The 11,233-nt window shown below is 70.1% G+C and carries 10 protein-coding genes and 2 pseudogenes; 4 read left to right on the forward strand and 8 right to left on the reverse strand.

The genetic code is table 11. The features are described from left to right. Positions 1–425: pseudogene (locus ACFZDJ_RS29085) on the reverse strand (hypothetical protein); the annotation flags it as partial. 215 nt (positions 426–640) lie between these two features. On the opposite strand from ACFZDJ_RS29085, the gene ACFZDJ_RS29090 reads away from it, so the two are divergent. The 3 genes and pseudogenes from ACFZDJ_RS29090 (at position 641) to tnpB (ending at position 3,077) form a co-directional block, all read left to right on the forward strand. After that, positions 641–1,006: a hypothetical protein gene (locus ACFZDJ_RS29090; protein WP_391063155.1), complete on the forward strand. Its 366-nt coding sequence runs from the start codon at positions 641–643 to the stop codon at positions 1,004–1,006. Beyond that, a pseudogene (locus ACFZDJ_RS29095) lies at positions 1,003–1,587 on the forward strand (IS607 family transposase). Before ACFZDJ_RS29090 ends, ACFZDJ_RS29095 begins: the two are co-directional and overlap by 4 nt. Then, on the forward strand, positions 1,584–3,077 hold the full coding sequence (gene tnpB, locus ACFZDJ_RS29100) for an IS607 family element RNA-guided endonuclease TnpB (protein ID WP_391063158.1): 1,494 nt from the start codon (positions 1,584–1,586) through the stop codon (positions 3,075–3,077). Before ACFZDJ_RS29095 ends, tnpB begins: the two are co-directional and overlap by 4 nt. A gap of 89 nt (positions 3,078–3,166) precedes the next feature. Here tnpB and ACFZDJ_RS29105 read toward each other — a convergent pair whose 3' ends face one another. The 6 genes from ACFZDJ_RS29105 to ACFZDJ_RS29130 form a co-directional block, all read right to left on the reverse strand. Then, positions 3,167–3,613, reverse strand: coding sequence for an NUDIX domain-containing protein (locus ACFZDJ_RS29105; RefSeq protein WP_168515845.1), 447 nt, complete (start codon positions 3,611–3,613; stop codon positions 3,167–3,169). Positions 3,614–3,645: 32 nt separating this feature from the next. Then, positions 3,646–4,260: a dTDP-4-dehydrorhamnose 3,5-epimerase family protein gene (locus ACFZDJ_RS29110; protein ID WP_382344366.1), complete on the reverse strand. Its 615-nt coding sequence runs from the start codon at positions 4,258–4,260 to the stop codon at positions 3,646–3,648. 93 nt (positions 4,261–4,353) lie between these two features. Then, positions 4,354–5,817, reverse strand: coding sequence for a DHA2 family efflux MFS transporter permease subunit (locus tag ACFZDJ_RS29115; protein ID WP_169080951.1), 1,464 nt, complete (start codon positions 5,815–5,817; stop codon positions 4,354–4,356). Positions 5,818–6,060: 243 nt separating this feature from the next. Beyond that, on the reverse strand, positions 6,061–6,531 hold the full coding sequence (locus ACFZDJ_RS29120) for a nuclear transport factor 2 family protein (protein ID WP_075032262.1): 471 nt from the start codon (positions 6,529–6,531) through the stop codon (positions 6,061–6,063). 107 nt (positions 6,532–6,638) lie between these two features. Next, complete coding sequence (locus tag ACFZDJ_RS29125) at positions 6,639–7,208, reverse strand: cupin domain-containing protein (protein WP_391063162.1); 570 nt, start codon at positions 7,206–7,208, stop codon at positions 6,639–6,641. A gap of 35 nt (positions 7,209–7,243) precedes the next feature. Continuing rightward, positions 7,244–8,722 carry a DHA2 family efflux MFS transporter permease subunit gene (locus tag ACFZDJ_RS29130; protein ID WP_391063165.1) on the reverse strand — a complete coding sequence of 493 codons (1,479 nt, stop codon included), beginning with the start codon at positions 8,720–8,722 and terminating at the stop codon, positions 7,244–7,246. A gap of 153 nt (positions 8,723–8,875) precedes the next feature. Here ACFZDJ_RS29130 and ACFZDJ_RS29135 point away from each other — a divergent pair, with 153 nt between their 5' ends. Further along, positions 8,876–10,066, forward strand: a complete 1,191-nt coding sequence (locus tag ACFZDJ_RS29135; protein ID WP_391063167.1) for an RNA-guided endonuclease TnpB family protein — start codon at positions 8,876–8,878, stop codon at positions 10,064–10,066. Between the two features lie 120 nt (positions 10,067–10,186). On the opposite strand, the gene ACFZDJ_RS29140 is transcribed toward ACFZDJ_RS29135, so the two are convergent. Next, positions 10,187–11,095: a TauD/TfdA family dioxygenase gene (locus ACFZDJ_RS29140; RefSeq protein WP_391063170.1), complete on the reverse strand. Its 909-nt coding sequence runs from the start codon at positions 11,093–11,095 to the stop codon at positions 10,187–10,189. Between the last annotated feature and the right edge of the window lie 138 nt (positions 11,096–11,233).

Consider the following 11,233-nt stretch of genomic DNA (forward strand, 5'->3'; position numbering starts at 1 on the left):
GCGTGTACTTGTGCGTCTTCGTCGGAGTCGGCTTCGGCTTCGGCGTGTACTTGTGCGTCTTCGTCGGAGTCGGCTTCGGCTTCGGCGTGTACTTGTGCGTCTTCGTCGGAGTCGGCTTCGGCTTCGGCGTGTACTTGTGCGTCTTCGTCGGCGACGGTTTCGGCGAATGCTTGGTGGTCGTCGTAGGCGACGGCTTGGCGGTCGTCGTCGGTGCCGGCGCGGTGGTCGTCGTCTTCGACGTCTCCGGCGCCGATGCCGAAGGTGTCGCCGCGGGTGCGGCCGGATGCTGGGATCCGGTGGCCGCTATCGCGGTACCGCCCGCTGTCCCCCCGGACAGCAGGGCTGCGGTCAGGGTTCCTACGGCGAAGGTGCGCCCCCAGTGGCTGCGGAATGTGGCATTCACGATGTTCTCCCATCTTGAACAACTGCCCCATTGGTCACTGTCGGCCTCAACCGAGGTTAGGTCGGCGCCCCCCGATCGGCGACCGGAGCACATCGGTTCGCACTTTCAACAGAAATGGCGGGTGCCCGTGCGCGGCCTCACTCCCCGGGCGGCCAGAGACGCCCTCCTCGCCTCCCGCTCGCGGAACTGTTGGCCTCGGCCACAGCGTGCGGGGTCCGCGCCTGATCGACTGGCCGGATGCTGATCAACCTGATTCTCCGCGCCCTCCCGTTCCGGATCCGCGAACCGCTGATCATCGCCGTCAGCCTCTTCTTCTCCGGCCTCGCCCTTTACTGGTTCGTCATGGTCGGAGGTGGGCCCGGGGCGGCATCGGTCTCGCGTTTCTCGCCGTCGCGGCCCTGCGGTTCCACCTCCTGCGCCGCGAGTGGAGATCCCGCCAAGCCGCGAGAGAAGCCGTGTGAAGCCCTGCGCCGGGCCCGCTCCAACCCGCGGCCAGGGCAGGCTGGTTCACACCCGGCGCCTGTTGGCGGCAAGGCTCCTGGCGGAGCAACAGTCGCATTTTTCATCAGTAGTTATCTGCCTGTCTCTACCATGATTGCGTGAAGCTTTCCGAGTGGGCGGCGCGCAACGGCGTGCACTACCAGACCGCGTGAGCCTGGGCGAAGGAGGGGCGTATGCCGGTCCCTGTCGTGCAGACGCCGTCCGGTATGTGGTTGGTCGAAGAGTCCGCTCCCGAGGTCGTTGGGTGGACGGTGGCGTACTGCCGTGTTTCGTCCGGCGACCAGAAGGCGGATTTTGACCGGCAGGTCTCCCGTGTCGTCCAGGGAGCCATCGGGCTGGGGCTCGCCATTGCCGAGGTTGTGACCGAGGTCGGGTCGGGACTGAACGGGAATCGACGCAAGCTGCACCGTGTCCTGTCGGACCCGGCCGTTGCCGTCATCGTCGTGGAGCATCGCGACCGGCTGGCCCGTTTCGGTGTCGAGCATCTGGAATCGGCACTGTCGGCTTCCGGCCGGCGTCTGGTGGTGCTCGATCCGCAGGAGACGACCAGCGGCCTGGTCCGGGACATCACTGAAGTCCTCACCTCGATGCGTGCCCGGCTGTACGGGCAGCGAGCGGCGAAGAACCGGGCCGCACGCGCTATCGCCGAGGCCACCGCTCCGACGGCGGAGACGACCGGGTGAGCGGGGCGGAGCCTGCCGGGAGCGGGAAGAAGAAGCGCCGGGGGTTCGAGGCGCGGCCCGGCTTCCACGTCGTGGGCCACAGGCTCGCCCTCGACCCCAATGCGTCCGCCCTGCAGGCTCTGGCCTCGCATTGCGGGGCGGCGCGGGTCGCCTACAACTGGGCGGTGCGGCATGTGCTGGCGAGTTGGTCGCAGCGCGCAGCGGAGGAGACCTACGGCGTCCCCGAGGCAGAGCGCGTTGCGTGGCGGTCGTGGTCGCTGCCGTCGTTGCGGAAAGCGTTCAACGAGGCCAAACAGAACGACCCGTTCCTGCGGGAGTGGTGGGCGCAGAACTCGAAGGAGGCCTACAACACCGGACTCGCGAACGCTGCCGCCGCGTTCGACAACTACGCCAAGTCCCGGCGCGGCGAGCGCAAGGGCGTCCGGATGGGCAGACCCCGTTTCAAGTCGAAGCGGAAGGCTCGTCCGGCGTGCAAGTTCATCACCGGCACCATCCGCCTCGATGACCGGCGGCATATCGTCCTGCCCCGCCTCGGCCGGATCCGCCTCCACGAGGACGTCCAGCCCCTCGTGGACGCGATCGCCGAAGGCGGGACGCGGATTCTGTCGGTGACGGTGCGGTTCGAGCGGGGCCGCTGGTTCGCGGTCCTCCAGACCGAGGAACGCCACACCATCGCCCCTGCCGGCCGCCCCGGCACGGCAGTCGGGATCGACCTCGGCGTCAAGACTCTCCTCGTCATGGCGGACTCGGCCGGCGAGGTCCGCGAGGTCGCGAACCCCAAACACTACGACCAGGCACTCACGCAGCTCCGGAAGGCCTCCCGGACCGTCTCCCGCCGACGCGGCCCCAACCGGCGCACCGGACAGGCCCCGTCCCGTCGCTGGGAGAAAGCCAACGCGGTCCGTAACCGGGTGCACCACCGGGTGGCGAACCTGCGGGAGAACCATCTCCACCAGGCCACCGCGCGTATCCCCGCCGAGTACGGCACCGTCGTGGTCGAGGACCTCAACGTGAAAGGCATGGTCCGCAACCGGCGTCTGTCCCGCCGTATCTCCGACGCGGCGTTCGGGGAACTGCGGCGCCAGCTCACCTACAAGACCCAGCGCCACGGTGGACGTCTGATCGTCGCCGACCGCTGGATGCCCTCCTCGAAGACCTGCTCCCGCTGCGGTGTGGTGAAAGCCAAACTGCCCCTCGGCGTGCGCGTCTTCGAGTGCGACGTCTGCGGACTCGTCCTGGACCGGGACGCGAACGCAGGCCACAACCTGGCCGCCCTCGCGGCGGCCAACGGTAAAACGGGTACCGGAGTGACCGGAGACCCGGGCCCCCTGATGGTGGTGCCGAAGCCTCGTGGAGCCAAGCAGAAGACCCGCACCGCCCGAACCCGCAAGGGGACCGGCACGCGGGCAGCTGGCGCAACACCCCGCCAGGGGACGGAAACGAGAGATCGTCGACAGGACACCAGGCGCGAACAACTCGCGCTCTGGTGACACCGTCACGAACCTTCCGGGCGGAAACACCCGGAATACTGAGAGTCGCTAAGACTCGAAGTAACGGTTCCTGGTGCCGGCCGCCGGACTCACCGTGCCGGATCCGCCAGGGCGGCCAGATCGGTCCCGGCCGTCACCGCGGCGCGCAGCAGTGCGGCGATCTCCTCCGGCTCCAGGCTGAGGGCGTCGAGGGCCCGGACGCTCAGCGGGACTTCCTCGAGCCGGTACTCGCCGCGGTCCGGGTCGGCGAACTCCGGACCGGTGCGGTCCGCCTCGGACCATGACCCGATGCGGGCCAGGTAGAAATACTGCCGCTGGTGTGCGTCGGCCAGTACCTGCAGCAGGCCCGTGATCTGCGGCTCGGCGCCGGTCTCTTCGCGTATCTCACGGACCAGGGCCGCGCGCAGGCCCGGATCGTCCGGTTCGACGTGCCCGCCGGGGAACACCCGGTAGGGCGTGGCGCCCGGCCAGGTGCGGCGGATCAGCAGCAGCCGGCCGGCGGGCGTGACCAGTACCGCCCGGACACACTCGATCACCGCACCTCCCGCAGTCGGCGTCACCCATCAGGTTACGGGCGGGGGCCGGCGGGGGCTGCGGGCTGGTAGGAAGCGAGGGCCTGTTCGTAGGTGGGCAGCAGGCCTCGGGCGGCGGCCTCGGAGAGGCTGGGGGCGTGGGTGTCCTTGTCGGAGCGGATGAGTTGTCCGGTGGTGTTCCAGGGGATGCCGATGTCGGGGTCGAGGGCCTGGATGTCGACCATGGTGCCGGGCACGTACTCCTCGGAGCACAGGTAGTTCATGCAGGTGTCGTCGCTCAGGGCGAGGAAGGCGTGGCCGAGGCCGTCGGCGAGGTAGACGCCGATGCCGGAGCCGGCTTCCTGCAGGGTGGTGTCGAACATGCCGAACGTCGGGGAGCCGACGCGCAGGTCGACGACCACGTCCAGAGCGGCGCCGCGCACGCAGGTCACCAGTTTCGCCTGGCCCGGCGGCAGGGTGGTGCCGTGGATGCCGCGCAGTGTGTTGCGCCGGGAGACGGAGAAGTTGACCTGCCGGACGGTGAACGGCTGGCCGCTGGCCGCCGTCAGGCCGCCCAGCCGCCAGGCCTCGAAGAACAGGCCCCGGTTGTCCGGCAGTTGCGACGGGGTGATCCGGAAGGCGTCGCGGACCTTCATCTCCTCAATGGCCATGCGTCCTCGGTTCGTCGGGGTGTCAGGGGCGCCGGTTCGTGGGAGGGCGCCGGGGCCGGTGCCACCCGGGGGTGGCGCCGGCCCGGCGCCAGGTCAGTGCAGGGGGGCCGGCGCGCTCTCCTGCGCGGGGGCGGCCTGTGCGACGGGGGCGCTCGCGGCGGCGCGCCGGCGGGAGGGGGCCCCCAGCATGGCGAAGGTGGCCAGGGCCACCGCGGCGGCACCCACCCACATGGCGGGCACCAGGCCGTCGACGAAGTTGCGCGGTGAGGCGTAGCCGCCGTTGGCGCTGAAGATGGAGGCGAGCAGGGCCACGCCGAGGGCGGCGCCGACCTCGCGGGTGGCGGCGGTGACGCCGGAGGCGATGCCCTGTTCGTGTTCGGCGACCGAGCCCATGGTGAGGTTCATCAGCGGGGCGTAGAACAGGGCCATGCCGGCGCCGCAGATCATCAGGGAGGGCAGCTGGGCGGCGTAGGAGACGTCCGGCTTGAGGACGAAGGCCCAATAGACCATGCCGGCGGTCATCATGGCGAGGCCGAGGGTGACCACGGGTTTGCCGCCGATGCGGTCGGAGACCATGCCGCCGATGGGGGCGACGACCATCGGCATGGCGGTCCAGGCCAGCAGCCGTACGCCGGCCTGCATGGCGGTGTAGCCCTGGATGTTCTGCAGGAACTGGGTCATCAGGAAGATCGCGCCGAACATGCCGACCGACATGAGGGCGCCGGCCAGGTTGATCGCGGTGAAGGCGCGGTTGCGGAACATCCGCATCGGCACCATCGGGTGTTCGGTGCGGTTCTCCCACACCACGAACAGGGCCATCACGGCGGTGCCGCCGATCAGTGCGCCCAGGACCTGCGGGGATGTCCAGCCGTCTCCGTGGCCCTTGATCAGGCCCAGCACGATGCCGAACAGGCCCAGGCTGGCCAGGGCGGTGCCGACGGCGTCCAGGCGGGAGTGGGCGATGCGGCTCTCGGCGAGCTTGCGGAAGGACAGCGGGGCCAGCGCCAGGCCGATCGGCACGTTCAGCCAGAAGATCCACTGCCAGGACAGGTGCTCGACGATGGCGCCGCCCACCAGCGGGCCGGCGGCGATGGACAGTCCGTTGACGGCGCCCCAGATGCCCAGGGCCGCGCCGCGTTTCTCGGCGGGCACGGCGGCGGTCAGCAGGGTCACCGACAGCGGCATGATGATGGCCGCGCCGACGCCCTGGACGGCGCGGGCGGCGACGAGTTCGTTGATGCCGGGCGCGAGGGCGGCGGCCGCGGAGGCGGCGGTGAACAGCAGCAGGCCCAGGCTGAAGACCTTGCGGCGGCCGAAGCGGTCGCCGAGGGCGGCGCCGAACATCATCAGGACCGCGAAGGACAGGGTGTAGGCGTTGACCGTCCATTCCAGGTCGGTGAGGCTGCCGCCGAGTTTCTCCCGGATGGTGGGCAGCGCCGTGATGATGACGAGGTTGTCCAGTCCCGCCATGAACGAGGCGAGGCTGGTGGTGAGAATGGCCCAGAAGACCACCCTCCTGGTTTCACCGCCCGGGGATGGGGGGTTGACGGTGCTCATCTGAGCATCCTTTCTGGAGGCGGGTCGTGCGAGATGCTCATCGCCGTGACCGGTCCGGCCCGCGGCGCCCTGGTGCCCGCGCCCGCGCGCGGGCCGGTACGGCGCCGTCGACGCTACGGACGCCTGCTCAAGTCCTCCTCGAGCCCCGCTCGGCAGACGCGCCGCGGCGTGGCGGGGCCCGGACACCGGTGGCCGGTGTCCGGGCCCCGCCGCGCCGCGGCGCGTCTGCGGATGGGGAGGGGGTCAGGCGAGCTGGCGCTGGAAGGTGGCGATGTCGAAGTAGAGGGTCTCGTCGATCAGGACGTCGCCGTCGAAGTGGAAGAAGACGGCGACGGGGGCGTCGATGGACTTGCCGCGGTTGGGGATGCCGCGCCAGTCGGCCTCCTGCTTGCCGCGGGCCTGTGCCTCGAGGATCACGGCGGTGGGTGTGTGGTGCACGTGGTGCAGTTCGTGCTCGAGGTCGGGGAAGGCGGCCTTGAGGTCGGCGAAGTAGCCCTTCTTGATGGCTTCTTCGCCGATCAGCGGTCCCTCTTCGAAGGCCTGGATGCGGTAGACGCCGCCGCGCGGGAAGGTGGCCAGCACGCCGTCGATGTCCCAGGCGATCTCGGCGACCGTGTGCTGCAGGACGACCGCCTCGCGCTTCTTGCGCAGTTCGGCGTCGGGCTGCGGGAGATCCGCGCCGGGCAGGGTGAATTCGTGTGCTTCGGTGGCCATGACCATTCCTCCACGCATCGGCCGTACGTCGGTTGGGGCCGACGCTAGGGCGCACGGCTCGCTGCGCCCTGGTGTCCGGCTCGAACCCCGGGCCTGCGGCGGTGTGTTCAGGGGGTGGGCTGGAGGGTCGCGGTGTTCTGGGGCGGGCGGTAGGTGGGGCGGTAGCCGCAGGCCAGGGAGAGCGGGGAGAGCAGCAGGCACAGGGCCGTGTCGAGGGGGTAGGGGCGTCCGGTGACGACGCGGTACTCGTCGCGGAAGGCGAGGGCGAGCAGCGGCATCTGCAGGCGGGGGGTGCCGTCGGGGCGCAGCCGGCCTTCGTTGGTCAGGCCCCAGAGGGTCTCGAAGACGGTTTCGGTCCGGTAGGCGGGGGTGGTGCGCCAGATGACCCGGGTGGGTTCGGGGCCGGGGTTCCACATGGAGTGGACGGCGCCCGGCGGGATGTAGAAGTCGGCGCCTTGTTCGTACTCGTGCAGGACGCCGTCCAGTTGGAGGCTGAGGCGGCCGCTCTGGAGGCGCATGTGTTCGGTCTGGCGGGGGTGGTAGTGCTGGGGCGGTTTGATGACGGCGGGGGCGTATTCGACTTCGACTTCGACGAAGGCGCCGTCGGTTTCGGCGGCGGTGGTCAGGAAGGTGAGCTTGTCCTTGCCGAGGTGGAGGGTGTCTCCGGGGTGTGCCATGGGCCTCTCCGTGTCCGTTGGGGGGTGGGGGGTGGTCAGGCGGTGCGGGGGCCGGCCGGGGCGGGGGCGCGGCGGTGGCGGGGCAGTCCGAAGTAGGCGGTGAGCAGGTTGAGGACGCCGATGCCGGTGGCGATCCAGAAGCCGAGGTGGAGGCCGTCCAGCCAGGCCAGGGCGGGGGTGGTGTGGTGGGTGAGTTCGTGGGTGGTGCGGGTCAGGGCGCTGGTGGCGACGGTGGCCACGCCGAGGGAGGCGCCGACCTGGAAGGCGGCGACCAGGACGCCGGAGGCGATGCCCTGCTGGCGGGCGGGGATGTCGGAGACGCCGTGCACGTTGACGGGGATGCCGCAGCACTGCATGGACGCGCCGAGGATGAGCAGGGCGGGCAGCAGGTGCAGCAGGTAGGTGCCGTGCTGCGGGGCCTGGGTGAGCAGGAGGAGGCCCAGGACGGAGCCGGCGGCGCCGGCGAGGTAGACGGGGCGGGGGCCGGCCTTGTGCATGATGCGGGTGGCGGGGGCGGTGACGAGGATGGCGACGGCGCCCAGCGGCAGGAACGCGAACCCGGACTTGAGGGTGGAGTAGCCCAGGGTGCGCTGCAGGTAGTAGCTGCACAGGAAGAGCACGGACGCCTGCACGCCGCTGGTCAGGACGCGGCCCAGGCCGGCGGTGGCCAGGGAGCGGGTGGCGAACAGGTGCAGCGGCATCAGCGGGTCGGGGGTGCGGCGTTCGATCAGGACGAACGCGGCGAGCAGGGCGAGGGAGGCGGCGGCCGGGGCCAGGACGTAGGGCGTGGAGGCGGCGCCGTGGTCCTGGATGTTGACGATGGCGTAGACGAGGGCGGCCAGGCCCGCGGTGACGGTGACGGCGCCGGCGATGTCGGGGCGCGAGCCGCGGATGCGGGTCTCGGGGCGGCCCCGGGACAGCAGCAGGACGCCGGCGACGGCGACGATCCCGAAGGGCAGGTTGATGTAGAAGATCCAGCGCCAGCTGAGGCTGTCGGTGATCAGGCCGCCGGCGATGACGCCGAGGGTGCCGCCGAGGCCGGCCAGTGCGGCCCACACGGCGAGCGCGGTGGTGCGTTCGCGGCCCTTGGGGAAGGTGGTGGTGACCAGGGACATCGCGGCCGGTGAGAGGAAGGCGGCGCCGCAGCCCTGCAGGGCGCGGGCGGCGATCAGCAGGCCGGCGCCCTGGGCGAGTCCGCACAGCAGGGAGGCGGCGGTGAACAGCAGGGCGCCGAGCAGGAAGGTGCGGCGCCTGCCCCAGCGGTCGGCGGTGCGGCCGCCGAGCAGCATGAGGCCGCCGAAGCACAGGATGTAGGCGGTCAGCACCCATTCGACGGCGGTGGCGCCGGCCTTGAGGTCGGCCTGGATGGCGGGCAGGGCGAGGTTCACCACGGTGGTGTCGAGGAGCACCATGAACTGGGCGAGGGCGACGAAGACGAGCAGGCGCCAGCGGCGGGGATCCGCGGCGGCGGGTGCGGTGTCCGTCGTGCGGGGGGCGGTGTGGTCGGTGGTCATCTGATCCCTCCGTGGATACTCCGCCCTTCAGGGCGGAGAGGAAACGGACTCCTGCGGAGCAGGGCAGGGAAAGACGATTCGCCGCCGGGGCGGATCGTCGTTCGCGACCAACTTCCTGTAGATAGTGACAAGTTGATGCGATAATTGTGAGCTGTGAGCACTCACGTGAAGCGGGCGTATCGGTACCGCTTCTATCCGACGGATGCGCAGGCAGCGGAGCTGTCGCGCACGTTCGGGTGCGTGCGGAAGGTCTACAACATGGCGCTCGCCGCGCGGACGGAGGCGTGGGCGCGGCAGGAGCGGGTCAACTACCACCAGACGTCGGCGATGCTGACGGCGTGGAAGAAGACCGAGGAACTGGCTTACCTCAACGACGTCTCCTCGGTTCCGCTCCAGCAGTGTCTGCGCCACTTGCAGGTGGCGTTCACCAACTTCTTCGGCAAACGGGCCAAGTACCCGCGGTTCAAGTCGCGCAAGAAGTCGCGCAGGAGTGCGGAGTACACCTGCAGCGCGTTCCGTTTCCGTGACGGGAAACTGACACTGGCGAAGATGACCGAGCCGCTGGCTGTCGTGTGGTCGCGCCCGCTGCCCGAGGGAGCGAAGCCGTCCACCGTGACGGTCTCGCAGGACAGCGCGGGACGCTGGTTCGTCTCCCTGCTGTGCGACGACCCGTCCGTGCAGCCACTCCCGGCCACCGGTCAGGCCATCGGTGTCGATGTCGGCCTGAACCATCTGCTGACCCTCTCCACCGGGGAGAAGATCGCCAACCCCCGGCACGAGCGCCGGGACCGTGCCGCTCTGGCCAAGCAGCAGCGTCGTCTGGCGAAGAAGGAGAAGGGCTCGGCGAACCGGGCCAGGGCCCGGCTCAAGGTCGCGAAGATCTATGCGCGGATCGCTGACCGGCGCCGCGACACGCTGCACAAGATCACCACTCGGCTCGTCCGTGAAAACCCAACGATCGTGATCGAGGACCTGACCGTGCGCAACATGGTCAAAAACCACCGGCTCGCCCGCGCCATCAGCGACGCGGCATGGAGCGAGTTCCGGAGCATGCTGGAGTACAAAGCCCCGTGGTACGGGCGCGAAGTGATCGCCGTGGACCGGTGGTTCCCCTCCTCCAAACTGTGCTCCGCCTGCGGCACCCTGCAGGACACGATGCCGCTGCACGTCCGCACCTGGACGTGCGACTGCGCAACGACCCACGACCGCGACGTGAACGCGGCGCACAATCTTCTGGCCGCCGGGCTGGCGGTGACAGTCTGTGGAGCTGGCGTAAGACCTCAACGGAGTACTCCGGACAGGCGGTCGGCAACGAAGCAGAAACCCTCACGGCGCGAGCCGTAAGAATCCCCCTCCTTCAGGAAGGGGAGAAGTCAAGGCTCCCTCTCGGATGGATCTGCCTCCCGCCCCTCTGCCCCCTCCTTCTTCTTCCGCTGAGGGGTGGGGGCGGGAGGGGCGGCCCGGTCAGGCGGCGGGTGCCTCGATGTAGCTGAGGGCGTTGTAGATGGTGCGGTCGGGGTCGGTGATGGCGCGCCGGCCGTGCATGACGCGGGTGTTGTCGATGACGGCGGCGTCGCCGTCCTGCCAGTCGAGGTTCTCGGTGAGGCGGGCGGTGACCTCTTCGACCTCGGCCAGCAGCTGCGGGGACAGGGCGGTGCCGTCGGCGAAGGTGATGGTGGGCTTCTCGTAGTTGAAGGAGGGGCCCAGGATGCTGTTGGCGAAGGAGGGGCGCGGCCCGAACACGGTGGTGCCGGCCGCGGGGGTGGTGAAGGAGTAGCGCACCCCGCCGTCGTCCTGCGGCACGATCTCGGTGCCGGGCAACTGGCCTGCCAGCGCGAGGAGTTCTTTGACCTCGATCTCGTCGGCGGGCTTGGTGCGGCCCAGCAGGTGGTGGGCCATCGCCCGCCACTGCGGCTCGGCGACGTAGCGGCTGTAGACGATGTCCTGGGCCGCGAATGCCGTACGGGCCCGGGGGCTGAGGGCGTCCCAGACGCGGTAGCCGTCGCAGACGGTGGTCTGGGAGCCGGAGGAGGCGGCCTTCTCGCAGAAGAACCAGGCGAGGTGGGAGCGGAAGGGGCTGTTGCCGTTCTCGGTGTGCAGGCCCACCTCGTCGAAGCCGGCGTCGACCTTCTGGGCGACCTCGGAGTAGAAGTCGCGGGCGGGGTCGAGGGTGGTGGAGGTGGAGGTGTGCTGCACCAGGGCGGTGAAGGCGTCCATGTCCGCGCCGAAGCCGCGCAGCAGCAGGAAGCCGGCCTGGGAGAGCAGGTCGCGCAGTTCCTTGGGGTCGATGCCGTCGAGGCCGCCGGGGCCTGCGGGTTCGACCAGCAGGCCGCTGCCGGTGCCGTAGGGGGTGGTCTTCATAGCCGTGCTCATCTGGATTCCTCCGTGGATACCCCAGCCTTCGGGCTGGGGAGGAAACGGACTCCTGCGGAGCAGGGCAAGGGAAGACGATTCGCCGCCAGGGCGGATCGTCGTTCACCGGCAACTGCCCGCGGATGTAGTGGCGTTGCC

Origin of the sequence: Streptomyces sp. NPDC007896 (assembly GCF_042959425.1) — a bacterium.
Lineage (GTDB): Bacteria > Actinomycetota > Actinomycetes > Streptomycetales > Streptomycetaceae > Streptomyces.

What these genes read in the sequence shown, in the direction of transcription:
- ACFZDJ_RS29090 (WP_391063155.1), top strand. Translation starts at nt 641, where the DNA reads ATGCTGATCAACCTGATTCTCCGCGCCCTCCCGTTCCGGATCCGCGAA.
- ACFZDJ_RS29110 (WP_382344366.1), bottom strand. Translation starts at nt 4,260, where the DNA reads ATGGCCATTGAGGAGATGAAGGTCCGCGACGCCTTCCGGATCACCCCG.
- ACFZDJ_RS29115 (WP_169080951.1), bottom strand. Translation starts at nt 5,817, where the DNA reads ATGAGCACCGTCAACCCCCCATCCCCGGGCGGTGAAACCAGGAGGGTG.
- ACFZDJ_RS29120 (WP_075032262.1), bottom strand. Translation starts at nt 6,531, where the DNA reads ATGGCCACCGAAGCACACGAATTCACCCTGCCCGGCGCGGATCTCCCG.
- ACFZDJ_RS29125 (WP_391063162.1), bottom strand. Translation starts at nt 7,208, where the DNA reads ATGGCACACCCCGGAGACACCCTCCACCTCGGCAAGGACAAGCTCACC.
- ACFZDJ_RS29130 (WP_391063165.1), bottom strand. Translation starts at nt 8,722, where the DNA reads ATGACCACCGACCACACCGCCCCCCGCACGACGGACACCGCACCCGCC.
- ACFZDJ_RS29140 (WP_391063170.1), bottom strand. Translation starts at nt 11,095, where the DNA reads ATGAGCACGGCTATGAAGACCACCCCCTACGGCACCGGCAGCGGCCTG.